The following is a 25,282-nucleotide window of genomic DNA, read 5'->3' as shown; positions in this document are numbered from 1 at the left end:
TCTATCCTTGGTCCTGAGAACGGGCCGCGGGAAGGAAGACGGATGCGAGCAGCCGGAGCGCGGAGCCTTCGCACGCTCCTGTCGCTGAGCACGGCGCTGTTCGCGGTGCCGGTCACCGCGCAGGAGAGCCCGCAGGCCGCGGCGCGCCGGTTCGGCGGCGCGCCCGACATCGCTTTGGTCGACACCATCACGCCCGACGCGGCGGTCGATCCCGCCGACATCAACGGCGTGGGGCAGATCGTGATCGATCACGGCTGGGCCAGCGGCTATTGCACCGGCACGCTGATCAACCCGCGCACCGTCCTCTTCGCCTCGCACTGCGTGAACGGCGATGGGAGTGAAACACCGCAGGACGCGTGGCGCCATGGCAGCGCCGCGGGGCAGATGCCGGTCGCGTTCGCGCTCAAGGCGGACAACCGGGCCGGCGTTCACCGATGGGTGACGAAGGGTGAGGGACAGCACCGGACCGACCGCGGCAACGCGATCTTCTCGCTCAATCAGGTCGTCTATCATCCCGATGCGGTGACGGCGGGCATGGACCTCGCGGACGTGCAGGCGGACATCGCGATCGGGTCGCTCGACACGCCCGCGAAGGGCATCCCGACCTGGACGCTGCTGTTCTCGCCCTTGCCCGCGCCCGCCGCGATCGATGCCGCGACCGGGACGGGCTACCACGTGACGGTCACCGGCTACGGCGTTCACGGCAACGGCGGCAGCGGTTACGCCGGCTTCGACCTGCGCCGCCGCTCGGCGGAGAACATGATCGGGCTGCTCACCTCGCTTGACGAGGTCGAGGCCGAGCTCGGCATGCCGGGCGAGGGCCTGCACCAGAACCTCTATTTCCTCGACTTCGACGATCCGCGGCGACGCGCCGCGGCTGACATCAACGTCTTCCGCGATGACGCGCTACCGGGGGAGGGCATGCCCGGGTTCGGCGACTCGGGCGGGCCGCTGATCCTCGATCGCCGCTATGCCGAGCGGACCGTGATCGGCGTGCTCTCGGCCGGTCGCTGGCCCGATGCCACGCCGCCGGGCAGCTACGGCACCTTCGCCTTCTACCAGCCGCTCTATCTCTACTGGGACTATATCGTCGCTAACAACCCGTACCGCTACGTCGGCGCGCTGGCCGGCGACGGCAAGTGGAGCGACCCGGCGCATTGGGAGACGCGGATCGACCCCGCTTACCGCGTGATCGCGGGCGAAGGGCTGATCAACGCGCTGCCGGGCGAGCCCGGCGCCGGGCTGGCGCCCGACTCGCATCGGTTCGGCCAGATCTGCGATCAGGAGCCCGCACTCGATGTGGACCGCTGCTACGACGTGCGCACGCACGTCCGCTACGACCATGGTCGTCCAGTGAGCGCCGCGGGCGCCGATCGGCTGGACCGCGCTGGAAGGCGCGCCAGCGCCGCCCCGCTCCCGGCCCCGACGCTCGCCAACGGCCTGCCCGGCGCGACCGGCTTCGTGCCCGACAATATCGAGCCCGACGCCGCCACCCGCCGCAGCGCGCGCTACTTCGACGTGACCTTGTCCGCGCCCGGCACCACCACGCTCGACACCAGCGCCACGGTCGACAAGTTCACCGTCTCGGGCAGCGGCGCGCGGCTGTCGGTCGCGCCCGAGGGCCATCTCACCGGCCTGATCGAGGTCGACCAGCTCGCCGGCTTCGTCCATGTCGACGGCACGGTGACCACGCCGGGCGACTATCTGCTCGTCGCCGGCCAGCTCTCGGGCGGCGGGCGGATCGAGACGCCCTATCTCACCAGCGTCGCCGGCGTGATCGCGCCGGGGCAGGTGGGCACGATCGGCACGCTGCACATCGGCGGCAACCTGGTGCTCGCGTCGCAGAGCCTGCTGCTGATCGACGTCGGTGCGGCGCGCGCCGCCGACCGGGTCGCGGTGGAGGGCAAGGCGAGCCTCGGCGGCACGGTGGCGCTCGCGCCGGTGGCGGGGCATCGCGTCCGCGCCGGCGACGTCTACACGATCCTGACCGCCGATGACGGCCTCGCCGCCCGCTTCGACTCGGCGGCGCGGCTGAGCGCGATCCTCGCGCCGACCTTGCTCTACGACGACACGAGCGTGCGGGCGCGCGTCGACGCCGGGCGCTACGCCGACGTGGTCGCCTCGACCCGCGCGCAGCGCGGCTATGCCACCCTGCTGGATCGCGCGCGGCCGCACGCGGCGGCGCTCGCCGGCGTGTATGACGTGCTGGACCTGCAGGACGCGCCGACGATCCAGCACACGCTGGAGGCGCTGGCACCGCGCGCGGAGGGGCTCGACCGCGCGCTCGGCGCGCTCGCGCTCGACAATATGGCGCGCTTCTACCGCGCGCGGCTCGCCGCCGCCGACCCGCGGCGCGGCGCCGCCGGTGCGGGGCAGCTGACGCTCGCGGGCGCGCCGATCCAGCTCGCCGCGGCCGAGGCGGCGCGCCTGCCCGGCCAGCCGCCGGTCGCGAGCGACACCGCCGCCACCGTCGTCGCGCCGACGCGCCTGCCCGACAGCGTCGCGGCCTATCTCGCGGCGGGCTATCTCGACGGCAGTGCCGCCTCGACCCGCACCGCGCTCGCGCCGCGCGGCCGCGATCCGCTGTCGGGCTGGTATCTCGCCGGCGGGCTGGAGAGCGCGGTCGACGATCGCGCGCTGGTCGGGCTGGGCCTCTCGTTCACGCGCGTGACCGGCAGCACGGCGGTGGCGGGGCAGAGCGCCGAGGGCGAGCTGTACCAGGGCACGCTCTACGCCAAGCTCTCCGCCGCCGACGGCCTGTACCTCGACACGCAGGAGAGCGCCGGCCTGTGGCGACACGCCACACGACGCAGCGCCGATCTGGTCGGCAGCTCCACCACGCTGCGCAGCCGCGACCACGCGCTCGCCTATGGCGCGGAGATCGGTGCCGGGCACGACAGCGCGGTGGGGACGCTGCGCGTCGGGCCGCGCGTGGCGCTGCGCGCGAGCGCGCTCGACCTGGGGGCGGTGAGCGAGGCCGGCGGCACCGCGGCGCTGCGGCTCGATCGCCGTCGCTACGCCAGCGTGCAGGGACGCGCCGGCGTGGCGCTGTCCGGCGGGGGCACGGTGCGGCCGTGGGCGTCGGTCTATATGGTGCACGACTTCCGCGATCCGTCGCCGCTGCTGGGCGCCTCGTTCGCCGCGGTGCCGGATACCGACGTCGCCTTCGCGCTGCCCGGGCGCGATCGCGACTGGGCCGAGCTCGGGGCGGGGATCGCGCTGGACACCGGACGCGCGACGCTGACGCTCGGCGCCGACACCACGCTTCGGCGGCAGGACGTGCGCGATCAGGCGTACCGCGCCTCGGTGCGGGTGCGGTTCTAGACCGTACCGGCATCCAGCTGATCCTCCCCGTGGCCGAGGGCGATCGCAGGTGACGGTGTGACGCACCGGGCGTTCCACGTCCCGCCGTCATCCCGGCATCCATGTCTCCGCGAGAACGAAGGCCTATGCGTACGCGGCACCATGGAGCCCGGCTCAAGGCCGGGATGACAGCAGTTTCGCGGTGATCCCCTTCAGGGTGGCGCTGCGAGATCCGCTCCTGTGCTCCTGCGGAAGCAGCAGCCCGGAGTCACACACGGCGTGAGGTTTTGTTCTGCTTGGCGCTGGGCTTCGGCGTTCGCCGGAGCACGCCTCAGCGTCGATGGATCGGGCCGCAGCGCGCCGCGGTGGCGCTCGTCACCCCCGTCTGCGCCACGCAGCCGCTCCGCGCCTCACGCCTCGCGCGCACCCACCCCGCGACAGCGGTCGGAGCAGTAGCGCACCTGCTCCCAGTCGCGCGCCCATTTCTTGCGCCACGCGAAGGGGCGGTGGCAGCTCGCGCAGATCTTCTCGGGCAGGTGCGGTTTGCGATGCGCCATGCGGCACCAACAAGCGAGCGCGCGCGGCGCTCCGCGGCGGCGCTAACCGGATGACAACCCCGCTCCTTTACCAGCCGGTGCACCGCTTCCCGAGAGTGATCGCGCGCCGCCATGACCCAGATCCGTTCCCTCGCGCCGCTCGCCGCGGCGCTCCTGCTCGCCGGCTGCGGCGGTGGCAGTGGCCAGACCGGCGCCGCGGGCGCGGTGACGGTCGTGCCCTCCGCCGCGCCGGTGGTCACGCCCGCGCCGACGGCGACCCAGACGCCGGCGCCCGCTCCCACGCCGACCCCCACGCCGGCGGCGGTCGCGATCCCGCCCGCGGCGGCGCCGACCTTCCAGTCGGTCGTCTACGTCGGCAACGACGTGCCCGACCTCGCCGCCTATGAGGCGTGGCTCGGCCGACCGACCGACGGCGTGCAATTGTTCAGCGGGCGCAACGGCTGGGCCGACTGGTCCGACTCGATTGGCTGGCTCGCCGACCGCTGGAAGGGCGTCGCGCGGACGCATTACTGGTCGATCCCGCTGTTCGCCGAGGGCGGCACGCTCGCCGCCGCCGCCGCGGGCGACTATGACCCGCGCTGGCGCGCCGCCGCGGCGACCTTGCTCGCCGCCAGCCCGGGCGGCTCGACCATCGCGGTGCGCACCGGCTGGGAGTTCAACGGCGACTGGCAACCCTGGGCGGCCAAGGGCAAGGAGGCCGACTATCGCGCCGCCTATCGCCGCTTCGTCGCCAGCTTCCGCGCGATATCGGACCGCTTCCGCTTCGAATGGACGCCCAATGTCGGCGACTTCGGCACCAACCCGGAGGACAGCTATCCCGGCGACGACGTCGTCGACCTGATCGGCATGGACTTCTACTACAATCACGAGTGGGATCCGGCCGACCCGGTCGCCGCCTTCAACTACAAGGTGGCCGAGCGCTACGGCCTGGCCTGGCACCAGGACTTCGCCGCGCGCCACGGCAAGCCGACCGCCTACGCCGAATGGGGCGTCAGCCGCGACTCGGACGCGCCCTATGTCACGCTCGCGCTCGCCTGGTTCGCCGCGCACCAGGTGGTCTACGCCTCCTACTGGAACTCGAACGCGGCCTATGCGGGCAAGCTGAGCGAGGGCCAATATCCCGCGGTGGCCAGCGCCTATCGCGTGCTGGGCGCGCGGTGACGGCGAGCAAGCGGTTGAAAAAATGTTGATCCTTTCGCCGACCCGGTTGCGCTCGGGGCGGCGCCGCGGCTAAGCGCGCGCCGCTCCCGTTCCCGGGGCAAGGGGGATCCATGCGTTCATATCGTCTGGCGGCACTCGGCGCCGCGCTCGCTCTCCTGTCCGCGCCGGCGGCGGCGCAGCTCACCGCCGAGGCCAATGGCGCCCGCGCCGAGGACCATTGGGGCGGCGAGCTGGGCGTCGGCTATGGACTGGGCGCGGCCGGCTTCAAGCTCACGCCGATGGTCGGCGCCTTCCTCTACGCCGGCGACACCGACCGCTACGTCCGCGACGACAACGGCAGCAACGCGCGCTGCCGTGACAGCGCGACCGGGCGCTACGCCGACGACGACCGCTGCGACAAGACGGTGGTGAAACCCTATGCCAAGCTCGAGGCCACCTATGCCATCCCGCTGGTCGCGACGCTGGGCGCGGGGCTGCGCGTGAGCGAGGCGGACACCACGCCGTACGGCACGGTGGCGTTCACGCTCGCGCCGCTGGTCAAGCTGAAGGGCAACGTCGGCGCCGGTTATTACGCGCTCGGGCTGCGCGTCGGGCTCTGATCACCCTTCTGGGTCAGTGCGCCGGCGCGGTGCGACTCCCTGCGCCCCGTGGCGCGGGCTCAGATCGGGCGCGTCGCCAGTGCCTTGCGGCCCGGACCCGGGCGACCCGCGCGGGCGCGGCTGAACCGCGGCTAACGCGCGCATTCAGCCCGCGCTCAAGCGCCGGCTTCTATCACGATCCTCGTCGCGGCCCATCGGGGCACGGCGGGTGACGGACAGGAGCTGGAGTGATGCTGGGAAAATTCTCGGTCGCCGTGGGATCGGTCGCGCTGGCGGTGGCGGCGCTCACCCCGGTGGCGGCGCAGGCGCAGCGCTACCACGAGCGCGAGGTCTACGAGCGCGACTATGACACGCGCGACGATGACCGGCGCCGCTACGACGACGACGGCTACCGCGACCATGCGCGCGCCTATCGCCGCGCCTATCGCGACGGCTGGAACCGCGAGCCGGCCTACGGTTACGACGATCGCGACCGCGGCTATGAGCGCTACGAGCGCCGCGTCTACGACGACCGCGGCCGCTACGACGACCGGCGCTATCGCTATGGTGGACGGTGCCAGAGCGGCACCACCGGCTCGATCGTCGGTGCGATCGCCGGCGGGCTGCTCGGCCGCACGATCGACCGCGGCGGCGACCGCACGCTGGGGACGGTGCTCGGCGCCGGCGCGGGCGCGCTCGCGGGCAATGCGGTGGAGCGCGCCGACAACGGCGATTACTGCCGGCGGTGAGGAGCGAGAGGACAGCGGGGTGTACTGCCCCGGTGCCGTCCTCCTTCGGCGGATGCGAGCCTCCCGACTAACCTTACCGTCATCCCGGACGTGGTCCGGGATCCACGGTTCCGCGAACCCGTCAACCGTTGCTCACGGGGAAGAGTGGATCCCGGACCAAGTCCGGGATGACGCAAGATGAAAAGCGACATGCAACGCACTTCGCTCGCTCTCGCGGCGATGCGGGAGGTTTCGTAGCGCGCAGTCTACCCTGCCGCCTCGGCGTGGCGCACGATCTCCTCGCACAGCGCATGCGTCCGCAGGATCGCGTCGGCGTCGACCGGGCGGCGCTCGCGCGCGGCGGTGAGGAAGTCGTCGCACATCGCCTCGAAGCCGCGCTGGCGCGCCACCGCGGTCCAGTCGCCGCGCCGTCGCCGCTGCTGCGTCCCGGCCGTGTCGATCCGCTCGGCGAGGTCGAGCACGCTGTGGCGCTCGCCCCCGCCGATCACGTCGAGCCGCTCCTCGTCAAGCCCGCTGTCGCGATGCATCAGGCCGATCGCGCCGAAGCCGTCGCCCGCCAGCGTGAGCGTGACGGCGTGGAGCCGCCCGTCCGCCACCTGCGTCTCGATCGCGTGGCGGCGCACCGCGCCGGGCGCGAGGAAGAGCAGGGTGTCGACGACGTGGATGAAGTCGTCGAACACCACCCGGCGCGCCTCGTCAGGCTGGCGATGGCGGTGTTTCTCCAGCGTGATCAGCGTGCCGCGGCCGCGCAGCGCGACGTAATCGGGCGCGAAGCGGCGGTTGAAGCCGAGCACCAGCGGCGTGCCGCGGCGGCGCGCCTGCTCCACCAGCACCTCCGCCGCGGCGAGTGTGTCGGCGAGCGGCTTGTCGACGAAGGTGGCGACGCCGCGATCGAGCAGCGCGGCGACCAGGTCCGGGTGCGCAGGCGTGGCGGCGTGGACGAAGGCGGCGTCGAAGCGGGTCGCGGCGAGCGCCGCGTCGAGGCTGGCGTGGTGATGCGGCAGGCGGTGCTCGCGCACGACCTGGTCGCGCACCGCGGGATCGCGCGTGGCGACGTGCAGCTCGATGTCGCCACACGCCGCCAGCACGGGCAGGTACGCCTTGCGGGCGATGTCGCCCACTCCCACCATCAGCACGCGCATCATCGTCTCCGCCGGTCGCGACCGTGCCGTAGCAGGCGACCGGCGCGAGCGGCAGATGGCGCGTGCGGGCGGGCGGGAGACGTTCTCCCGCCCGCCGCGCGGCTCACTTCTTGGTGCGTGCGCGCTTCGGCGCCGCCGCGGCCGCGGTGTCCTCCTCCTCGTCGGGCTGTTCCTCGCCCGCCTCGCTCAGCGCCTCGCCGAGCGCCTTGAGCTTGTCCTGCTGCTTGTCGGCCTTGTCCGCGATCTTGGTCGTCGCGGCGCCGAGGCGGTGGAGCAGGTCGTGCACGCGGTCGGCGTCGGGCTCGCCCTTCTCCAGCTGCTTGCGCAGGGAGGCGAGGTCGCGGAGGATGCCCTTGGCGCCGGGCGTGTCGACCTCGGCCAGCGCGGCCTCCCAATCCTCCACCATCGTCGCGCCCTTGGCGGGCTTGGTGCTCTCCAGCCCGCGGTTGATCGCGTTCATCGTTCCGGCGAATTTGACGGCCATGGGGCTTCCTTCTCATCGCCGGGTCAGTCCGGCGCTCGTCAACGACGCGGCGGGTGAAAAGAACCCAGGTCTGTCAACTAAATCAGCCGGAGCCGCGGGCGCTGCGGCGCATTATGTCCGTGTCGCCACCGGGAGACGATGATGAAGGCCGCGCTGCTCGCTTCCGCCCTGCTGTTCCTCCCGCTGGGCGCCGCCGCGCAAAGCAGCCCCGAGGACAATGACAAACGCCCGGTCGCGGCGCATTTCTACGAGCTCACCCCGCGCAAGCCGGGCGCCGACTTCGCCGCGTCGCTGCGCGTGCCGAGCGGCTATCGCGCCGCGGTCTGGGCGAGCGACCTCGGCAACACGCGGATGCTCGCGGTGGCGCCCGACGGATCGGTGTACGTCAGCCGCCGCTCCGAGGCCGACATCATCCGCCTGGTCGACGCCGACGGCGACGGCCGCGCCGACGGCCCGCCCACCGTGATCGTCAACCGGCCGGGACTGCACGGGCTGACGATCCACGCCGGCCAGCTCTATTTCATGACCGCGCACGAGGTGTTCCGCGCGCCGCTCCGCCCCGACGGCGGCATCGGCGCGGTGGAGACGCTGATCGACGACCTGCCCGACGCCGGACAGCACCTCAACCGCACGCTGGCGGTCGGGCCCGACGAGATGCTGTACATCAGCGTCGGCTCGACCTGTAACGCCTGCGACGAGTCGAGCCAGGAGAATGCGACGCTGCTGCGCGCCAGCCTCGACGGCAAGCGCCGCTCCGTCTGGGCCTCGGGGCTGCGCAACACGATCGGCTTCGGCTGGCACCCGCGCACCGGCGCCTTATGGGGCTGGGACCAGGGGATCGACTGGCTCGGCAACGACATGCAGCGTGAGGAGATCAACCTGATCGAACGCGGCCATCGCTACGGCTGGCCCTATGTGTTCGAGGACGGGAAACGGAACCCGCAGGACGAGCCGCCCGGCGGGCTCACCGCGGCGCGCTGGGCCGCCGCCTCGACCGCGCCCACGCTGATGCACATCGCGCACTCGGCCGGGATGCAATGGGCCTTCCACCCGGGCGGCGGCTTCGGCCCCGACGCCGCCGGCGACGCCTTCGTCGCGCTGCGCGGCAGCTGGAACCGCAAGCCCGCCTCGGGCTATGAGCTCGCGCGCGTGCGCTTCGACGCCGCCGGGCGCCCGACGCGCGTGGAGAGCTTCGTCAGCGGCTTCATGAGCCGCGACGGCACCAGCCAATATGGCCGCCCGTGCGGCGTGGCGGTGCTGCGCGACGGCTCGCTGCTGCTCTCCGACGATGCCAACGGTATCCTCTACCGCATCAGCTACGACGGTGCCGCGGGCCAGGCCGCGCCGCTGGCTCCGCCGGCGGCGCCGATGCGCGAGCAGGCGGCGCGCGGCACCAACGTGCCGCTCGCGCTGGCGCGGCCCGAGACGGCGGCGCGCGGCGCGGCCTTCGCGGTGAACGCCGACGCCTTCGCCGACCAGGGCATGATCCCGCGCGAGCACAGCGAGTACGGCCTCGGCATCTCGCCCGCGCTGCGCTGGGGTGCGGTGCCCGGCGCGGCCAGCTACGCGATCCTGGTCGAGGATCCCGACGGCTCGGCCAAGCCAGTGGTGCACTGGCTGGCGTGGAACGTCCTGGCGGGCACGCACGCGCTGCCCGCCGGGCTGCAGGAGCGCGACCGGCTCAGCGGCGGCGCGCTCGAGGGCATGATGCAGGGCGCGACGACGCGCGGCACGGTCGGCTGGTACGGCCCGCGGCCGCCGAAGGGGGATCGACCGCACGCCTACCACTTCCAGGTGCTGGCGCTCGACCGCGCGCTCGACCTGCCGCTCGGCGCGACGCGCGACCAGCTGCTTGCCGCGGCGGCCGGGCACGTGCTCGCGCGCGGCGAGACGGTGGGGCGCTACGCCGAGGCGGCGGCGCGATGACAGACGACGCCGCGCGCGCGCTCCTGCGCGACGATCAGCCACCCGCCGCGGGCGGGCTCCTCCGCGCGCTGTGGCACGGTGCACGCGGCGAGTGGGAGGCGGCGCACGCGATCGCGCAGGACGATCCGAGCGCCGCGGGTGCCTGGGTCCACGCCTGGCTCCACCGCGTCGAGGGCGACGACGGCAACGCGGCCTATTGGTACCGCCGCGCCGGGCGCCCCATCGCCGCGGGGCCGACCGGGGACGAGGCGCGCGCGATCACCGCGGCGCTGCTGCGCGAGACGGGCGGGGAGTAGGCCGTGTCGTCATTCAGCTGATCCTCCCCTCGCAGGGGAGGTGGCAGGCCGAAGGCCTGATTGAGGGGTGTCGACGCCGGCGATCTCGCGCGCTCTTACCACGGGCGACACCCCTCCGTCAGCGCTGCGCGCTCGCAGGGCGGGCGAGATCGTGTCCCCCGGACACGACTTGGCCTGCCTGGAGCAAGCCAAAGCCGGCGCTCCCCTTCCAGGGAAGAATCGATAAGCCTCTCCCCGACTGTCGATACGATCTAGCGTCGAACGGGTGATCGAGCGCGTGGCTTCGGCGACGGCTGCCGCCGCCCGCGATCGCGCGCCTGGCCCTGGGCTCCCGCCTCCGCCGGTGCACCGCTCGCTCGTCCGCCCGCGCGCGACGACGGATATCCCGCCGCGCCCGGCGGTTCACCCGGCATGCAACGCCTCCGCCTCGCCGCCGCGCTCTGCCTCGCTCCCGCCGCCGCGTTCATCCCGGCGACCGTGTCCGCACGCGACGTCGCGCTCGGCGCCGACCTCGAACGCTTCGCCTATCCCGCGCCGGTGCATTGGTTCGCCGCCGACTCGCAGGGCGCGCGCGTGCGGATGGCCTATCTCGACGTGCCGCCCTCGGCCACGCCCAACGGCACGACCGTGGTGCTGCTCCATGGCAAGAACTTCTGCGCCGCCACCTGGTACGACACCGCGCGACGGCTCGCCGCGGCGGGCTATCGCGTGATCGCGCCCGACCAGATCGGCTTCTGCAAGTCCTCCAAGCCAGCGGGCTATCAGTATAGCTTCCATACCATGGCGGCGCTGACGCGCGGGCTGCTGGAGCGCGCGGGCGCGGGCAGGGTCGTGCTCGTCGGCCATTCCACCGGCGGCGTGCTCGCCGTGCGCTTCGCGTTGCTCTATCCCGACCGGGTCGCGCGGCTGGTGCTGGTGAACCCGCTCGGGCTCAACGACACGCTCGCGGAGGGGGTGCCCTACACCGATCTCGGCGCGCTGCGTGCGGAGGAGGCGAAGACCAGCGCGGCGACGATCAAGGCCTATCAGCTCCGCAACTATTATCATGGTGACTGGCGCCCCGCCTATGACCGCTGGGTGGCGATGCTGGCGGGGCAATATGCCGGCGCCGACGGCGACCGGGTGCGCGACGCGCAGGCGCGCCTGTCCGACATGATCCAGACCCAGCCGGTCGCCGCCGAGCTGCCGCGGCTGACGGTCCCGACCGTGCTGCTGATCGGGCAGCGCGACCGCACCGCCTTCCGTGCCGGCTCGGCGCCGCCCGAGCGACGCGCCGCGGTGCGCACCGTGCCGCAGGCGGCGGAGCAGGCGGTGGCGCGGATCCCGGGCGCGCGGCTGGTGCGGCTCGACCCGCTCGGCCACGCGCCGCAGGTGGAGGATCCCGACGGCTTCGTCGCCGCGCTGCGGGACGCGATCGCGCCGGCCGGGCGCTGAGCGGGCGACCGGCATCGTGCCTCGGCGATGTCTCCGCCGGCGCAGTAAGCCGCGTGACATCGAGCGGCGGAGGACGAAAGGGGTACCGCGTGGTGGGTCCGCCGGGGCTCGAACCCGGGACCTCTCGATTAAAAGTCGCTTGCTCTACCGACTGAGCTACGGACCCTCACGCGGTGCGCGTCGGCCTAGGCACCGCGCGCGGCTTGGTCAACCGGGCATGGAGCTGGCGCAGCGTCCGCCCGCTCGCCGGGTCGCGCCAGCGCGGCGCCAGCGCGGCAGTGGGCGCCAGCACGAAGTCGCGCGCGCGATAGGCCGGGTGCGGGATCGTCAGCCGCGGCGAGCGCCAGCGCCCGCCCGACCACAGGATCACGTCGAGGTCGATCACGCGCGCGCCCCAGCGACGGCCACGACGCCGCCCGAAGGCGCGCTCGATCGCCTTCAGCCGCGCCAGCAGCGCCTCGGGCGGCTCGTCGCTCGCGATCAGCGCCGCGCTGTTGGCAAAGGTGCGGGTCGAGGGGCCGAGCGGCGCGCTCTCGCGGATCGGCGCCGCGGTGCCGCCGAGCAGCGCCAGCGCCGCCGCCACTTCCGCGCGCGGCGCGCCGTGGCGCCCGCGCCGGTTGCTGCCGACGCCGATCAGATAGCGTTGCGCGTCGCTTGTCCGCTCCATGCCGCTGCGCCTATCGCACCGCGATGGACTTGGCACCCTCTCCGCTCGCCGCGACCGAGCCGCCGCGCGACTGCCCGCGCTGTCCGCGCCTCGTCGCGCTGCGTGAGCGGCTGCGAGTCGAGCAGCCCGACTGGTGGAACGCGCCCGTGCCCGCGCTGGGCGACGCGGCGGCGTGGCTGGTGATCGTCGGGCTCGCGCCCGGCCGCAGCGGCGCCAACCGCACCGGCCGCGCCTTCACCGGCGACGCCGCGGGCGCGCTGCTGTTCGCGACGCTGGCGCGCCTCGGCCTCGCGAGCACCGATCCGGACGGCGACGCGCCGGGGCTGGCCGGCGCGCTGATCCTCAACGCGGTGCGCTGCCTGCCGCCCGAGAACAAGCCGACCCCCGAGGAGGCGCGGGCGTGCCGCCCGTATCTCGCCGCGGGGGCGGCGGCGCTGCCCGCGGCGCGCGTGTACGTCGCGCTGGGGCAGCTGGCGCACCAGTCGACGATCAAGGCGCTCGGCGGGCGGCTGCCGAAGGCGCGCTTCGCGCACGGCGCCGAGCACCGCCTGCCCGACGGGCGCGTGGTGATCGATAGCTATCATTGCTCGCGCTACAACCAGCAGACCGGGCGGCTGACCCCGGCGATGCTCGAGGCGGTGTTCGCGCGCGCGCTCGCGCTGCGCGGGGACTGAGCGCAGGCCCGTCAAGAGGGCAAGCCGTGTTCCCGCGGCGGCGAGACCCTCTGCGACCGTTCCGTTCACCCATCGCGCATCGCTCTCGCGGTGGAGTGCATCGCGGAACATGCCCGGGATGACGTCCCCAAAGGACGTCGCAGGCATCTCCCGCGCGGACGGCAGCACGGGCGCGGCTCAGCTCGGGTGCGCCTCCGTCTCCGCCTCGGCGCGCGCCTCGACGCGGCGTTCGATCGCGCCGCCCGCCGCCGCCATCGCCCAGCTCGCCAGCCGCTCGGAGAGCCAGCCGATCGCCGCGCCGGCGACGACGTCGCTGGCGTAATGCGCGCCGCGCGTCACCTGGAGCGCGCCTGCCGCCCCCGCGGCGAGCCGCGCCGGCACGGTCGCGCCGGGCAGTTCGTGGCGCACCGCCTCCGCGATCGCCACCGCCCCGGCGGTGTGGCCCGACGGGAACGCATTTCGCGTCGTGTCGTCGGTGCCATGGCCCTTCTCCACGATCGGGCGGTCGCCCGCTTCATTGGGGCGGACGCGGTCGACGCTCGCCTTCATCACCGTCTTGAGCCCGGTGGCGAGCAGGTGGCTGGTGACCATCCGCGCGCCGCTGCGCGCCATCGCCGGCCGGCGCAGCACCGCCCCGAGCGCGAGCGTGCCGAGCCCGAGCGCGAGCAGCGGCGGCTCGTCCGTCGCCTTGGCGAGCGGGGTGAGCGCGTGCACCGCGTTGCTGCCGGCGAGCGCGCGCACCGGTGCGAGCGCGTCATGCTCGCGCTTCGCCGCCTTCTTGACCGCCTTCTTCTTGCCCATCGCCGTTCCCGCTCCTGTTCGTCGCGGGCGCTAACGGTCTCGGCAGGGACCGGGTTGCGGTCCTCGCCGGCCATACAGAAGCCGTTTCCATGACGGACGGGCCCGCACCTCCATCCCGCGCGGAGCCCGCGGCAGGTTGGTCCGGCTCCGTCATGCTCACCGTCGCGGAGGCGGCGCACCCCATCCGTCGCAGGTTCGACGTCAACGCCGCGGTGCCGCGCGGACCGCGGATGACCGCAGGCGCAGGCCCGCCCGGTGCGGGTCCGCACCAGCGGATCCTCGGACGGGCTCAGATGGCGGCAGATGGAGAGCGAGGGTTTCCCCTCCCGCACGCACTCCAGCGCGGCGGTAAAGGGCCGTGCGTCGTGGTGAACCAAGGGAGTTCCGCACGGCCCAGTATCGCCTCGCGGCGACGATCCAGCCATAATGGAGCAAGCCGCTCGAGTCAGACACATTGCAGACGTAATCGTGCCGAAGTGAGACTCACCCCTCGATCGCGTCGGTGAGCGCGGCGCGCGTGTCGGCGAGCGCGAGGTCGACCAGCCGGCGCATCGCCGCCGCCGCCTGGACGGTGTCGCCGTCGGCGATCGCGTCATACACCGCGGCATGTTCGGGGATCGGGTCGCGCGGCAGCGCGCGGTCGCGCTGCTTGAGCTGGGTGGTCCAGGCCACCGCCGCGGTGATCCCCGCCGACAGCGTCACCAGCGCGTCGTTGCGCGAGGCCGCCAGGATCGCGCCGTGGAAGTCGCGGTCGGCGGTCAGCCCCGCCTCGGTGGACAGCGTGTGCCGCCGCATCCGCCCCAGCGCGTCCTTGAGCGCCTTGAGATCCTCGCGGTCGCGGCGCTCGGCGGCGAAGGCGGCCGCGGCGGGCTCCACCACCGAGCGCAGCTCGAACAGGCTGCGCAGCAGCGCCATGTCGGGCTTGTCGGCGAAGGCCCAGGCGAGCACGTCGGGATCGAGCATGTTCCAGCGCCGCCGCGGCAGCACGCGCGTGCCGGTCTTGGGGCGGCTCTCCACCAGCCCCTTGGCGATCAGCCCCTGCACCGCCTCGCGATAGGCGCCGCGCGAGACGCCGTTGGTCTCGGCGAAGACGATCTCGCCAGGCAGCACGTCGCCCGGCGCATATTCGCCCGAGAGGATCGCGCGCCCCAGCATGTTGCCGATCGCGCCGCGCCAGCGCCGCCCGGTCGACTGCAGCGCGGCCTCCTGACCGGGTAGTTCGTTCACCGCTCTCTCCTCCGTCACGCCGCGGACAGTCGATACAGGCCCGCGCCGTGCGAGGCGAGCGTGCGCGCGAGCCGCCCGCTCGCGCTGCCGTCGTCGCGCCCCGACCACAGGTCGCGCACGCGCACCGCGCCGGTGACGCCCAGCTCGCGCAGCGGCAGCGCCACCTCCTTCGCCTTGTCGGTGGTGTTGAACAGAGCGACATAATGGTCGCGGCTGCCCTCGGGCCGCGCCGACCAGATCCGCGTGCCGTCGGCGATGAAGTGCGGGCGGTTGTCGGTGCTGGCCTGGTTCACCGCCAGCACCTCGCGGTTGGTGAGCAGCGCCAGCGTCGGCGCGTCGAGGTGGCGCAGGTCGCCGCCCATGATCAGCGGCGAGCGCGCGATCGACCAGAGCGTCATCAGCGTGCGCTGCTCGTCGGGGGTGAATTTGGTGTCGCGCTTGCCCAGCGCGAGCCGGCCGAGCGGCAGCATGTCGGCGTCGGGCCAGGCGCCCGGGCGGCGCCACTGGTTCCAGTTCTCCAGCCGGGTGAACTGCGCCTCCAGCATCGCCCACTCGTCCCAGAAATCGTCGCTGATCCGCCACATCTGCGCGTATTCGCGGACGTGCGCGCCGCGTGCCACCGGCGTCTCGCCGGGCGAGAGGCTGAGCACGATCGGCCGACCGCAGCGCTGGATCGCGCGATGCGCCGCCTCGATCTCGGGCGCGTGCGCGTCATAGGGGCGGCTCATGTCGTCCATCTTGACGAAGTCGACGCCCCAGGAAGCGTAGAGCGCGAAGATGCTGTCGTAATAGGCCTGTGCGCCGGGTTTGGTCATGTCGACGCCGTACATGTCGGGGTTCCACGGGCAGGTGCTCGAGGTGTCGGCGACGTCGGCGGCGCGCAGCCTGGTGCCGAGCACGGGCAGGTTGCGCTTCACCGCCTCGCGCGGAATGCCGCGCATCACGTGGATGCCGAAGCGCATCCCCATCGCGTGCACCGCGGCGGCGAGCTGGGTGAAGCCCGAGCCGTCCGCGCTCGAGGGGAAGCGGTTGGGTGCGGGGATGACGCGGCCGTGCGCGTCGAGCGTCGGCGTGGCGACCTTGTTGTATTCGTAGCTGGTGGCGTTGGGCTCATACCATTGGATGTCGACGGTGAAGACGTCGTAGCCGAACGGCAGCAGCTTCTCGCGCATGATCGCCGCGGTCTCGCGCGCCTGCGCCTCGGTGATCGTGGTGGCGAAGCTGTTCCAGCTGTTCCACCCCATCGGCGGCCGCGGCGCGAGCGCCGCCCCGCTGCCGCGCGCGTCGGCCGCTGCCGGCGCCTGCTGCGCCGCCGCCGGCAGCGCGGTCACGGCGGCACTGCCGAGCCCCGCCGCCAGCATCGCGCGCCGGCTGAGTCGCACCTCGTCCATCATCCTCTCCTCCCGCTCGCGCGGCGGCTGGCCGGTGACCGGCTCCCTGCCCGCGATCTCGTGACCGAGCGTATCAATACTCAAACAATTGTCGAGAGGGGTCGCAAACGCATATCCTCCCCGCTCGGCGGGGAGGGGGACCAGCCGAAGGCTGGTGGAGGGGGGCTTCCATGAGTGGCGCGCTCGCGGCACACCCCCTTCACCACCGGCCTGCGGCCGGCGGTCCCCCTCCCCGTGCCGGGGAGGATGTATCCGCCCATCGCTGCGCCGGGCACCTCGATGATCGTCCCGCCAAGAATCACCGATCCGGGTAACCCGTTCCGCTTGACACCTCACTACTCATACAAGATGATCAATCGGGCGAGGGCATAAGACCCCGCACTTCGGGAGAGGATCATGAGAGCTCGTCTGCTCGCGGGCGCGGCGCTGTTCGCCTGCGCCGCGTCGCCTGTGATGGCGCAATCGTCCAACGCCAACGCGGTCGCCCCCACCGGCACGCCGCAGGCGGACACCCCCGCCGAGCCGCAGGGCCCGTCCGAGACGCCGCCGGGCGCGGTGCCGCAGGACGGGGTCGAGGACATCGTCGTCACCGGCATTCGCAGCAGCCTGCGCTCCTCGCTCGCCACCAAGCGCAACGCCGAGAATATCGTCGATTCGATCACCGCCGAGGACACCGGCAAGTTCCCCGACACCAACATCGCCGACTCGCTCCAGCGCATCACCGGCGTGGCGATCGACCGCTCGGGCGGCGAGGGCCAGTTCATCACCGTCCGCGGCCTCGGCCCCGAGTTCAACACCGTGCTGGTCAACGGCCGCATCATGGCGACTGACAATCCCGGACGCGAATTCTCGTTCGACGTGTTGTCCTCGAACCTGATCCAGCGCGTCGACGTCTACAAGACCTCGCTGCCGCAGCTCCAGGAAGGCGGCATCGGCGCGACCGTCAACGTCGTCACCGCGCGGCCGCTCGACGGGCGCGCGGGCTTCCACGCCACGCTGGCGGCGGGCGGCATCTACGACTCGCTCGCCGACAAGGTCAGCCCGGACTTCTCGGGGATCGTCTCCTGGACCAACCCCGACAAGACCTTCGGCGCGTTGCTCTCGGCCTCCTACACCAACCGCAAGAGCCAGCTCGACTCGGCGCGCATCGGCGGCTGGATCCTCGGGTCACAGGGACTGATCGACGGCACCGCCAGCTCGACCGGCCTGACCACCGACGCGCTGGTCGACAGCCCGAACGACATCCACATCCCGCGCGAGTATAATTTCGATCGCGAGGAGGATAAGCGCGAGCGGATCAACGTGGCGGGCTCGATCCAGGGGCAGCTGACCGACCGGCTGCTGCTCACCGTCGACGGCATCTACTCGCAGTTCAACGTCTCGCAATACACGCGTCGCTACGGCGACTTCTTCACCGAGCGCTTCATCGGCGTCGAGACCGACGCGAACAACACGGTCACCGGTTTCAACCGTCCCGGTTCGGACTTCCTGGCCGCGAACCCCGGCCTGCTCGAGCCGGTGCCCGGCGTGTCGGACACGCGCGTGACGCGGCAGCAGAACGACAATATCGTCTGGACCAGCCAGCGCGAGACCGAGAGCTATCAGGTCGGCGCCAATCTCGCCTGGGACGTCTCCGACCAGCTCAAGCTCAAGCTCGACGCCTCCACCACCAAGGCGACGCAGCGCAACCCGTACAAGTTCGTCGTCGTCGGCTCGCTCGCGCAGACCTCGGTCCGGTTCGACCTCAACCCCGAGAACGACCTGCCGGGCCTCACCAACCTCGGCCCGATCACCGACGCCAGCCTGCTGCGCGCGCATTTCGCGCAGAACGACCTCACGCGCGTGAGCGACAAGGGCAGCGAGTTCCACGCCGACGGCGAGTGGAAGGCGGACCGCGGCATCCTGCAATCGCTGATGTTCGGCGCCTCCTACAACCAGCGCCGCAAGGTGCGCACCCGCTCGGACAATTCGGACACGGTCTGCACCTATTGCGGCTATGACATCCCGATCCCGTCCAACCTCGTCCAGCCCTATTCGCTCGGCAACTTCCTGCCCGGCGCCTCGGGCAGCGACGCCCTGCCGAAGGACTTCTTCACCTTCAACCAGGAGGACATCTTCGCCTTCCTGTCCGATCCCGCCAATCTGGTGCGCCCGCGCCAGGGGCGCACCGCGGAGGAGCAGGCGGCCGAGGCGGCGCGCGTCCAGGCGCTGGCGGGCGGCCCCTACGGCCGGCGCGACCGGCCGAACGCGCGGCTCGACGTCGAGGAGAAGGTGGTCGCGGCCTATCTCAACGCCAATTTCAAGGGCGACGACTGGTCGGGCAATGTCGGCGGCCGCTTCGTCAGCACGCGGCTGCGCTCGGCCGGTTTCGGGCAGCAGATCGTGCGCATCTTCGTCAACCCGGGCGACGACAATCTGAACTTCGTCTACACCGACCCGCAGGCGCTCAGCGTCCGCAACAGCTACACCGACTTCCTGCCCTCGGCGAACATCAAATATGCGATCACGCCGAAGATGCTCGCGCGCGCCGCGGTGTCGAAGACGGTGACCCGGCCGACGCTGACCTCGCTCGGCGTCGACAACAGCTATGGCGGACGGCTGACCAACGCGACGTCGAGCGGCGGCAACCCGGCGCTGCGCCCGTTCAAGTCGACCAACTATGACGTGTCGCTCGAATATTACATCACCGACGTGAGCTACGTCAGCGTCTCGGGCTTCTACAAGGCCTTCACCGATTTCCTCGAGAGCCAGACGCTGCCGGTGACGATCGCCGGCTTCGACTTCCTCGACACGCGCACGCGCAACGGCCAGAGCGGCTCGATCGCGGGCGTCGAGGTGGGGGGCCAGTACACGTTCGACCGGCTGCTGCCCGGCGCGCTGGGCGGCTTCGGCGTCGCGGGCAATTACACCTATGTGTCGAGCAACGTCGAGCGGGCCGAGGGCAGCGGTACCAACGCCAACAACTGCGGCTACAACGGGCTGTCGCCGCACTCCGCCAACGGCAGCCTGTTCTACGAGAAGTACGGGCTCCAGGCGCGCGCCTCGTACAATTGGCGCTCGTCGTTCCTGCGCCAGTGTTTCGGCGCGGCGTCGCGGCCCGAGAACCGTGCTGCGTACGGCCAGCTCGACATGAGCGTCTCCTACGACGTCACGCCGGTGTTCCAGGTCTATGCGCAGGGGGTCAATCTCACCAACCAATATGTCCACGATTACTCGGTGATCGAGGACCGGCTGCTGATGCTGCAGAACACCGGCTCGCGCTACCTGTTCGGCGTGCGCGCCCGCTTTTGATCGCTAGATCCTCCCCGCTCGCGGGGAGGGGGACCAGCCGAAGGCTGGTGGAGGGGAGCTTCCGCAGGCGCGGCGCTGCGGGGCGAGCCCCCTCCACCACCGCGCTGGCGCGCGGCGGTCCCCTTCCCGTGCCGGGGAGGAGTTTCTCACCCCCGCGTCTTGGTCACCGTCTTCTGTGCGCGCGCCTGCTTGGCATAGTGATGGTGCGCGACCGCGCAGCCGGCCGCCGCGCCGAGCACCGCATGGCCCTTGCCGACGAGATGCCCGGCCACGCCGCCCGCCGCGGCGCCGCGCACACAGCCCTTGGCGAGCGCGGGCGAGGCCGTGGCCAGCACCAGCGGGACCGCGAGGAGAGAGAGCATCCGCATGAGAACCTCCGTCGTTCAGTGATGCCCTGTCCTACGCGCCGCCGGCCGGGGTGTTGCGTTAAACTTCCGTCATGTCGCGACCATGGCCGCGCGCCAGCATGCGGATGAAGTAAGCGACGCTTTCCGGCGGCGGCACGCGGCGGCGTGACCGGCACCGCCGCATGGGGCTAGCCGTCTGTCGCGAGGCCGGGCGAGCTGAACCATGTTCCGGCGAACGCCCGAGCCTGGGGCCGCGAAGCGCGCCGCTGGGTGCTCTGGGCTCCTGCCTGCGCAGGAGCACGCCGGCACCAGCGCGCGCGGCTCGTCGTAGCGGCGCGCAGGAGGCTCGATCCGTTGACCTCTCGGTAAGGTTCGCGGCCTAGCTGGCGCTGCGGGGCACGGAGGCGCATTTGGCAATCTTGGACTCACTCGCCGGCTTCATCGACAATAACGGCCTGGCCGAGGCCTTCGCCGCCAAGGCGGAGGATCCCGCCAAGGCGCGTCGCCCGCTGCTCGACGGCATCCGCCGCGCGCGCGAGCAGTTCGCCGCCCGCGCGGGTGACGGCGCGCGTGTCGCCAGCCGCTGGTGGCAGCTGCAGAACGGCGTGGTCGCGCTCACCGTCAAGATCGGCGGCGACGTGCTGCCGCTTAACGGCGCCGCCACCAACCACCTGCCCGAGGGCGTCTTCGCCGCCTTCCTCGACGCGCTCGAGCAGGCGGTCGAGGCGGGCGAGCTCGACGAGGCGCTGCGCGCGCGCCAGGCCGAGCGCGCGCGGCCGGCGCGCGGCGCGGAGCCGGCGCAGCGCCAGCGCGTCCCCGGCCGCCACCCCAGCAACGACCGCGAGGACTGGGACAGCCTCACCTGGGCAGAGCGGCAGAAGGTCAGCGCCTTCTACCGCGAGGGCCGCAACCCCGACGGCAGCGTCATCGCCACCGCCGGCTACAAGCCCGACGCGCCGATCGCGGGCTGAGCAGCGCGCTGAGCACCGGGCGGCATCATATAGTCGCGCGTGAGCGGCAACGCCTCGCGCCGGCGGGTGAGCTGGATCTGATAGTTGAGGTGCCCGTCGTGGCGGAAGGCGACCAGCGCGCCCGCGAGATAGAAGCGCCACATGCGATAGAAGCGCGCGTCGTACAGCGTCTCGATCGCGTCGCGCGCGGCCTCGACGCGCGCCAGCCATCGGTCGATCGTCAGCGCATAATGCAGCCGCAGCGTCTCGACGTCGGTCACCCATAGCCGCGCGTCCTCGATCGCGGGGGTGATCTGGCTGAGCGCGGGGACGTAGCCGCCGGGGAAGATGTAGCGCGCGAGCCAGCGGTCGGTCGCGGCGGGGCCGTCGGCGCGGCCGATGGTGTGGAGCAGCATCACCCCGTCGTCGGCGAGCAGCGCGCGGCAGTGGCGGAAGAAGGCGCGATAGTGCGGCGGCCCGACATGCTCGAACATGCCGACCGACACGATCCGGTCGAACGTCCCGCGCACGTCGCGATAGTCGAGCAGCTCGAAGCGGACATGGTCCGCCACCCCGGCCTCCTCCGCGCGCCGCCGCGCCACCGCGAGCTGCTGCTCGGAGAGCGTGATCCCCAGTACCTCGACCCCGGCGACGCGGTGCAGGTGGAGCGCCAGGCCACCCCAGCCGCAGCCGATGTCGAGTACGCGATCGCCCGGGCGCAGCGCGAGCTTGTCGGTGATGTGGCGCAGCTTGGCCGCCTGCGCCTGCTCCAGCGTGGCGTCGGGCGCGTCGAAATAGGCGCAGCTGTAGTGCAGGTCGGGATCGAGGAAGAGCGCGTACAGCTCGGTGGAGAGGTCGTAATGGTGCGCGACGTTGCGGCGCGCCCGGCGACGCCAGTTGATCCCGGTGAGCCAGGCGCTGCGCCGCCACGGCCGCCACCAGCGCAGGTCGGCGGCGGCGTCGTCGTCCCAGTGGGTGTTGCGCCCGATCAGGTCGAGGAACCCGCTGATGTCGTCGCCGTCGATCTGCATGCGCCCGTCGACATAGGCTTCGCCCAGCGCCAGCGCCGGGTCCAGCGCGGCGCGGCGAGGCGTCGCCTGATCGCGGAAGCGGATCGTCGCGTCGGGCGCGGCGGGCGCGGGCTCGCCGAAGCGGTGCGTGCGCCCGGCGGCGTCGACCACCACGAGCACGCCGCGCCGGATCAGCCGGCGCAGCAGGAAAGCGAGCAGCCGCATCGCCGCAGGCTAGCCGAGACGCGGCGCGCTGCCAACGTGGCGCGCGGGTTGACAGCGCGCGCCGGTGGTGGCTGATTGGGCGCCATGGGGGCTGCGACCTCCCCATGAGGCGTCAGCCGAAGGTTCGCGTCCAGCATCATCCTGCCGAGGACGCACCGTGCCCGCACACCACGCCATCTCCCCCGACACGCTCGCCCGGCGCGTCGCGCTGCCCGGCGCCCCGGCGATCCTCGACCTGCGCGACGCGCCCGCCGCGACTCTCCCCGGCGGGCGCGTGCTCGGCGTCGCGACGCGACCGACCGCGCCGGCCGGGCGTGCGGTCGTGGTGGTGGACGAGGCGGGCGGTGCCCCCGCGGCCGCGGCGGTCGCGCTGCTGCGGAGCGACGGCGTCCGCGCCGAGCGGCTGGAGGGCGGCTTCGCGGCCTGGGCGAGCGCGGGATGGCCAACGGTGGCGCTGGCGCATCTGCCGCCGCGCCACGACGACGGCCGCACGTGGTGGGTCACGCGCGCGCGACCCAAGGTGGACCGGATCGCCTGCCCCTGGCTGATCCGCCGCTTCATCGATCCGGACGCGCGCTTCCTCTACGTCGCGCCGGGCGAGGTGCTGGCGGTCGCGGCGGCCGAGCGTGCCGAGCCGTTCGACGTCGCGGGCGAGGGCGTGGTGTGGACGCACCGCGGCGAGCGCTGCAGCTTCGACGCGCTGGTCGACGGCTTCGGACTCGCCGGTCACGCCCCGCTCGCGCGCTTGGCCGCGATCGTGCGGGGTGCCGACACCGACCGGCTCGACCTCGCGCCGGAAGCGGCGGGGCTGCTCGCGCTGTCGCTCGGCCTGTCGCGGCTCCACGACGACGACCACGCGCAGCTCGAGGCGGGGCTGACGCTCTACGACGCGCTGTATCGCTGGTGCCGCGACGCGCAGGGCGAGCGCCACGACGCGCGCTCGCACCGGCCCGCGTCCGCCACGGTGACCGCGTGAGCGCGCGCGTCCCCGCCGCGCCGGGCCGCCCCGGACCGGTGACGCTGCGCGCCGCGACCCGCGTGTGGTGGCGCATCGCGCTGCTCTCCTTCGGTGGCCCGGCCGGGCAGATCGCGGTGATGCACCGCATCCTGGTCGACGAGCAGCGCTGGATCGGCGAGCAACGCTTCCTCCACGCGCTCAACTATTGCATGCTGCTGCCCGGCCCCGAGGCGCAGCAGCTCGCCACCTATATCGGCTGGCTGATGCACCGCACGCGCGGCGGCATCGTCGCTGGCGTGCTGTTCGTGCTGCCCGGCGCGGCGGCGATCATGGCGCTGAGCTGGGTCTATGTCCTCTATGGCCGTGTCGGCATCGTCGCTGCGCTGTTCGACGGGCTCAAGGCCGCGGTGCTCGCGGTGGTGCTGCAGGCGGTGGCGCGGATCGGCGCGCGCGCGCTGCGCAGCACGCCGGCGCGGCTGCTCGCCGCGCTCGCCTTCGTGCTGATCTTCTTCCTCGGCGCGCCGTTCCCGCTGATCGTGCTGGGCGCCGGCGTGATCGGCTGGTGGTCGGCGCGGCGCGGCGGCACCGCCTTCCGTCCCGGCGGCCACGGTGGATCAGGCGGCGCGGGCGTGGCCGACGCCGACACGCTGCTGGGCGAGGACCTGCCCGCGCACGCGCGGCCGGGCTGGCGCGCGACGCTGCGGACCACGTTGCTGTGGCTCGCTCTGTGGCTGGTGCCGGTGGTGGCGCTGCGCGTCGCGCTCGGCCCCGACGACGTGTTCGCGCGCATCGCCACCTTCTTCGCGACGATGGCGACGGTGACCTTCGGCGGCGCCTATGCGGTGCTCGCCTATGTCGCGCAGCAGGCGGTCGATCAGTACGGCTGGCTGGCCCCGCGCGAGATGCTCGACGGGCTCGGCCTCGCCGAGACCACCCCCGGGCCGCTGATCATGGTGCTCCAGTTCGTCGGCTTCCTCGCCGCCTATCGCGACCCCGGCGGGATGGCGCCGCTGCTCGCCGCGACGTTGGGCGGGCTGCTCGCCACCTGGGTGACGTTCGCGCCGTGCTTCCTGTGGATCTTCCTCGGCGCGCCCTTCATCGAGCGGCTGCGCGGCAACGCCGCGGTGGGCGGCGCGCTGGCGGCGATCACCGCCGCGGTGGTCGGGGTCGTGCTCAACCTCGCCTTGTGGTTCGCGCTGCACACCTTGTTCCGCGCCACCGTGGCGGTGCACGCGGGGCCGTTCCGCTTCGACGCGCCGGTGCTCGCGGCCCTCGACCCGTACGCGCTGGCGTTGGCGCTCGCCGCCGCTGTCGCGCTGTTCCGCACGCGCGCGGGCGTCATCGCGACGCTGCTGGCGAGCGCGCTCGGCGGCCTCGCGCTTCACCTTGCCGGAGCAATGCCATGAGATCCTCGCCACTTCTCCACGCCGCGCTCGCGGGTGCGATCGGGCTCGCCGCCGCCACGCCCGCGCGCGCCGAGGACGACGCCCAGGCCTGGGCCGCGGTGATCGCCTCGGGGCCGGTGCGCGGCGACCTGTTCCTCTGGCTCGAGGGACAGGCGCGCGCCACCGACGAGGTGGGCGGTGGCAGCCAGCTGATCCTGCGCCCCGCGATCGGCGCGCGGATCGGGCGCGACGCGCACGCGGTGGCGGGCTACGCCTTCGTCCGCACCGACCCGGCGGGGGGCACGCTCAGCCGCGAGCACCGGCCGTGGCAGCAGGTGCAGTTCGCGCCGGTCCGCCACCGTGACGGCACGCCGCTGCTGATCAGCCGCACCCGGCTGGAGCAGCGCATGGTCGAGGGACGCGACGGCACCAGCTGGCGGCTGCGCCAGTTCGTCCGGCTGCAGCTGCCGGTGCGCGGCGGCAGCCCGGTGCAGCTGGTCGGCACCACCGAGGGCTTCGTCAACCTCAACGCGACCCGCTGGGGCGTGCGCGACGGCGTCGACCAGTGGCGCACCTTCGTCGGCGTGGGCTTCCCGGTGCTGCCACGCGCGCGGCTCGAGCCCGGCTATCTCAACCAGCGGATCGTCCGGACGGGCGAGGACCGCGTCAACCATGTGCTGAGCGCGACCTTGTTCGTCCGGCTGTGATCGCGGTCGGCGCGCAAGA

At 72.8% G+C, this 25,282-nt stretch carries 22 protein-coding genes and 1 tRNA gene; 13 read left to right on the top strand and 10 right to left on the bottom strand.

All coding sequences use genetic code 11. The features are described 5' to 3' along the window. The first annotated feature begins 42 nt into the window (after positions 1-42). Entirely contained in the window at positions 43-3,324 is a 3,282-nt protein-coding gene (locus FHY02_RS11035) for an autotransporter domain-containing protein (protein ID WP_183921960.1), read from the top strand. A gap of 389 nt (positions 3,325-3,713) precedes the next feature. On the opposite strand, the gene FHY02_RS11030 is transcribed toward FHY02_RS11035, so the two are convergent. Continuing rightward, on the bottom strand, positions 3,714-3,860 hold the full coding sequence (locus FHY02_RS11030) for a DUF2256 domain-containing protein (protein ID WP_183921959.1): 147 nt from the start codon (positions 3,858-3,860) through the stop codon (positions 3,714-3,716). Between the two features lie 111 nt (positions 3,861-3,971). On the opposite strand from FHY02_RS11030, the gene FHY02_RS11025 reads away from it, so the two are divergent. The 3 genes from FHY02_RS11025 (at position 3,972) to FHY02_RS11015 (ending at position 6,348) form a co-directional block, all read left to right on the top strand. After that, positions 3,972-5,021 carry a glycosyl hydrolase gene (locus FHY02_RS11025; RefSeq protein WP_183921958.1) on the top strand — a complete coding sequence of 350 codons (1,050 nt, stop codon included), beginning with the start codon at positions 3,972-3,974 and terminating at the stop codon, positions 5,019-5,021. A gap of 110 nt (positions 5,022-5,131) precedes the next feature. Next, positions 5,132-5,620, top strand: coding sequence for a hypothetical protein (locus tag FHY02_RS11020; protein WP_260172843.1), 489 nt, complete (start codon positions 5,132-5,134; stop codon positions 5,618-5,620). A 230-nt stretch (positions 5,621-5,850) separates the two neighbouring features. After that, entirely contained in the window at positions 5,851-6,348 is a 498-nt protein-coding gene (locus FHY02_RS11015; RefSeq protein ID WP_183921957.1) for a glycine zipper 2TM domain-containing protein, read from the top strand. A gap of 245 nt (positions 6,349-6,593) precedes the next feature. Here FHY02_RS11015 and FHY02_RS11010 read toward each other — a convergent pair whose 3' ends face one another. Then, complete coding sequence (locus tag FHY02_RS11010) at positions 6,594-7,490, bottom strand: Gfo/Idh/MocA family protein (RefSeq protein WP_183921956.1); 897 nt, start codon at positions 7,488-7,490, stop codon at positions 6,594-6,596. A 103-nt stretch (positions 7,491-7,593) separates the two neighbouring features. Further along, complete coding sequence (locus FHY02_RS11005; protein WP_183921955.1) at positions 7,594-7,974, bottom strand: hypothetical protein; 381 nt, start codon at positions 7,972-7,974, stop codon at positions 7,594-7,596. A 141-nt stretch (positions 7,975-8,115) separates the two neighbouring features. On the opposite strand from FHY02_RS11005, the gene FHY02_RS11000 reads away from it, so the two are divergent. The 3 genes from FHY02_RS11000 to FHY02_RS10990 all read left to right on the top strand — a co-directional run bounded on the left by FHY02_RS11000 (position 8,116) and on the right by FHY02_RS10990 (position 11,630). Continuing rightward, positions 8,116-9,900: a YbhB/YbcL family Raf kinase inhibitor-like protein gene (locus tag FHY02_RS11000; protein WP_183921954.1), complete on the top strand. Its 1,785-nt coding sequence runs from the start codon at positions 8,116-8,118 to the stop codon at positions 9,898-9,900. Further along, on the top strand, positions 9,897-10,196 hold the full coding sequence (locus tag FHY02_RS10995) for a hypothetical protein (protein ID WP_183921953.1): 300 nt from the start codon (positions 9,897-9,899) through the stop codon (positions 10,194-10,196). Before FHY02_RS11000 ends, FHY02_RS10995 begins: the two co-directional genes overlap by 4 nt. A gap of 411 nt (positions 10,197-10,607) precedes the next feature. Further along, positions 10,608-11,630, top strand: a complete 1,023-nt coding sequence (locus FHY02_RS10990; protein WP_183921952.1) for an alpha/beta fold hydrolase — start codon at positions 10,608-10,610, stop codon at positions 11,628-11,630. A gap of 90 nt (positions 11,631-11,720) precedes the next feature. Here the strand turns inward: FHY02_RS10990 and FHY02_RS10985 are convergent. Further along, positions 11,721-11,796 (bottom strand) — tRNA-Lys (locus FHY02_RS10985). Continuing rightward, the gene (gene folK, locus FHY02_RS10980; protein ID WP_183921951.1) at positions 11,797-12,297 is read right to left on the bottom strand and encodes a 2-amino-4-hydroxy-6-hydroxymethyldihydropteridine diphosphokinase; all 501 of its coding nucleotides are present in this window, start codon (positions 12,295-12,297) and stop codon (positions 11,797-11,799) included. Positions 12,298-12,320: 23 nt separating this feature from the next. Between folK and FHY02_RS10975 the strand changes: the two genes are divergently transcribed. Beyond that, positions 12,321-12,971, top strand: a complete 651-nt coding sequence (locus tag FHY02_RS10975; protein WP_183921950.1) for a uracil-DNA glycosylase — start codon at positions 12,321-12,323, stop codon at positions 12,969-12,971. 177 nt (positions 12,972-13,148) lie between these two features. Here the strand turns inward: FHY02_RS10975 and FHY02_RS10970 are convergent, their stop codons facing one another. The 3 genes from FHY02_RS10970 to FHY02_RS10960 all read right to left on the bottom strand — a co-directional run bounded on the left by FHY02_RS10970 (position 13,149) and on the right by FHY02_RS10960 (position 16,390). After that, on the bottom strand, positions 13,149-13,772 hold the full coding sequence (locus FHY02_RS10970; protein WP_183921949.1) for a phosphatase PAP2 family protein: 624 nt from the start codon (positions 13,770-13,772) through the stop codon (positions 13,149-13,151). A 483-nt stretch (positions 13,773-14,255) separates the two neighbouring features. Further along, on the bottom strand, positions 14,256-14,927 hold the full coding sequence (locus tag FHY02_RS10965; protein WP_183922056.1) for a FadR/GntR family transcriptional regulator: 672 nt from the start codon (positions 14,925-14,927) through the stop codon (positions 14,256-14,258). Between the two features lie 86 nt (positions 14,928-15,013). Then, entirely contained in the window at positions 15,014-16,390 is a 1,377-nt protein-coding gene (locus tag FHY02_RS10960) for a glycoside hydrolase family 27 protein (RefSeq protein WP_183921948.1), read from the bottom strand. Between the two features lie 396 nt (positions 16,391-16,786). Here FHY02_RS10960 and FHY02_RS10955 point away from each other — a divergent pair, with 396 nt between their 5' ends. After that, a complete protein-coding gene (locus tag FHY02_RS10955; RefSeq protein WP_183921947.1) occupies positions 16,787-19,681 on the top strand; it encodes a TonB-dependent receptor in 2,895 nt (964 codons plus the stop codon). A 146-nt stretch (positions 19,682-19,827) separates the two neighbouring features. On the opposite strand, the gene FHY02_RS10950 is transcribed toward FHY02_RS10955, so the two are convergent. Beyond that, a complete protein-coding gene (locus tag FHY02_RS10950; protein WP_183921946.1) occupies positions 19,828-20,049 on the bottom strand; it encodes a hypothetical protein in 222 nt (73 codons plus the stop codon). A gap of 389 nt (positions 20,050-20,438) precedes the next feature. On the opposite strand from FHY02_RS10950, the gene FHY02_RS10945 reads away from it, so the two are divergent. Continuing rightward, positions 20,439-20,999 (top strand): hypothetical protein, encoded by a 561-nt coding sequence (locus FHY02_RS10945; RefSeq protein ID WP_183921945.1) that lies wholly within the window; start codon positions 20,439-20,441, stop codon positions 20,997-20,999. Here the strand turns inward: FHY02_RS10945 and FHY02_RS10940 are convergent. Next, positions 20,969-22,213: a cyclopropane-fatty-acyl-phospholipid synthase family protein gene (locus FHY02_RS10940; protein WP_183921944.1), complete on the bottom strand. Its 1,245-nt coding sequence runs from the start codon at positions 22,211-22,213 to the stop codon at positions 20,969-20,971. The two genes, FHY02_RS10945 and FHY02_RS10940, sit on opposite strands and share 31 nt — an antisense overlap. A gap of 157 nt (positions 22,214-22,370) precedes the next feature. Between FHY02_RS10940 and FHY02_RS10935 the strand changes: the two genes are divergently transcribed. From FHY02_RS10935 to FHY02_RS10925, 3 genes are read left to right on the top strand one after another with little or no spacing between them, the layout of a single operon-like run. Next, a complete protein-coding gene (locus FHY02_RS10935) occupies positions 22,371-23,189 on the top strand; it encodes a chromate resistance protein ChrB domain-containing protein (protein ID WP_183921943.1) in 819 nt (272 codons plus the stop codon). After that, positions 23,186-24,577, top strand: coding sequence for a chromate efflux transporter (gene chrA, locus FHY02_RS10930; protein WP_311731818.1), 1,392 nt, complete (start codon positions 23,186-23,188; stop codon positions 24,575-24,577). The genes FHY02_RS10935 and chrA overlap by 4 nt, the downstream gene beginning before the upstream one ends. Then, positions 24,574-25,263 carry a DUF2490 domain-containing protein gene (locus tag FHY02_RS10925; protein ID WP_183921942.1) on the top strand — a complete coding sequence of 230 codons (690 nt, stop codon included), beginning with the start codon at positions 24,574-24,576 and terminating at the stop codon, positions 25,261-25,263. Before chrA ends, FHY02_RS10925 begins: the two co-directional genes overlap by 4 nt. Positions 25,264-25,282: the final 19 nt, after the last annotated feature.

This window comes from Sphingomonas sp. BK069, assembly GCF_014193405.1.
Taxonomy (GTDB): domain Bacteria; phylum Pseudomonadota; class Alphaproteobacteria; order Sphingomonadales; family Sphingomonadaceae; genus Sphingomonas.
The sequence above is the reverse complement of the archived record's forward strand: the minus strand, read 5'-3'. Positions and strand labels throughout refer to the sequence as shown.

What these genes read in the sequence shown, in the direction of transcription:
- FHY02_RS11035 (WP_183921960.1), top strand. Translation starts at nt 43, where the DNA reads ATGCGAGCAGCCGGAGCGCGGAGCCTTCGCACGCTCCTGTCGCTGAGC.
- FHY02_RS11030 (WP_183921959.1), bottom strand. Translation starts at nt 3,860, where the DNA reads ATGGCGCATCGCAAACCGCACCTGCCCGAGAAGATCTGCGCGAGCTGC.
- FHY02_RS11025 (WP_183921958.1), top strand. Translation starts at nt 3,972, where the DNA reads ATGACCCAGATCCGTTCCCTCGCGCCGCTCGCCGCGGCGCTCCTGCTC.
- FHY02_RS11020 (WP_260172843.1), top strand. Translation starts at nt 5,132, where the DNA reads ATGCGTTCATATCGTCTGGCGGCACTCGGCGCCGCGCTCGCTCTCCTG.
- FHY02_RS11015 (WP_183921957.1), top strand. Translation starts at nt 5,851, where the DNA reads ATGCTGGGAAAATTCTCGGTCGCCGTGGGATCGGTCGCGCTGGCGGTG.
- FHY02_RS11010 (WP_183921956.1), bottom strand. Translation starts at nt 7,490, where the DNA reads ATGCGCGTGCTGATGGTGGGAGTGGGCGACATCGCCCGCAAGGCGTAC.
- FHY02_RS11005 (WP_183921955.1), bottom strand. Translation starts at nt 7,974, where the DNA reads ATGGCCGTCAAATTCGCCGGAACGATGAACGCGATCAACCGCGGGCTG.
- FHY02_RS11000 (WP_183921954.1), top strand. Translation starts at nt 8,116, where the DNA reads ATGAAGGCCGCGCTGCTCGCTTCCGCCCTGCTGTTCCTCCCGCTGGGC.
- FHY02_RS10995 (WP_183921953.1), top strand. Translation starts at nt 9,897, where the DNA reads ATGACAGACGACGCCGCGCGCGCGCTCCTGCGCGACGATCAGCCACCC.
- FHY02_RS10990 (WP_183921952.1), top strand. Translation starts at nt 10,608, where the DNA reads ATGCAACGCCTCCGCCTCGCCGCCGCGCTCTGCCTCGCTCCCGCCGCC.
- folK (WP_183921951.1), bottom strand. Translation starts at nt 12,297, where the DNA reads ATGGAGCGGACAAGCGACGCGCAACGCTATCTGATCGGCGTCGGCAGC.
- FHY02_RS10975 (WP_183921950.1), top strand. Translation starts at nt 12,321, where the DNA reads ATGGACTTGGCACCCTCTCCGCTCGCCGCGACCGAGCCGCCGCGCGAC.
- FHY02_RS10970 (WP_183921949.1), bottom strand. Translation starts at nt 13,772, where the DNA reads ATGGGCAAGAAGAAGGCGGTCAAGAAGGCGGCGAAGCGCGAGCATGAC.
- FHY02_RS10965 (WP_183922056.1), bottom strand. Translation starts at nt 14,927, where the DNA reads ATGCTGGGGCGCGCGATCCTCTCGGGCGAATATGCGCCGGGCGACGTG.
- FHY02_RS10960 (WP_183921948.1), bottom strand. Translation starts at nt 16,390, where the DNA reads ATGGACGAGGTGCGACTCAGCCGGCGCGCGATGCTGGCGGCGGGGCTC.
- FHY02_RS10955 (WP_183921947.1), top strand. Translation starts at nt 16,787, where the DNA reads ATGAGAGCTCGTCTGCTCGCGGGCGCGGCGCTGTTCGCCTGCGCCGCG.
- FHY02_RS10950 (WP_183921946.1), bottom strand. Translation starts at nt 20,049, where the DNA reads ATGCGGATGCTCTCTCTCCTCGCGGTCCCGCTGGTGCTGGCCACGGCC.
- FHY02_RS10940 (WP_183921944.1), bottom strand. Translation starts at nt 22,213, where the DNA reads ATGCGGCTGCTCGCTTTCCTGCTGCGCCGGCTGATCCGGCGCGGCGTG.
- FHY02_RS10925 (WP_183921942.1), top strand. Translation starts at nt 24,574, where the DNA reads ATGAGATCCTCGCCACTTCTCCACGCCGCGCTCGCGGGTGCGATCGGG.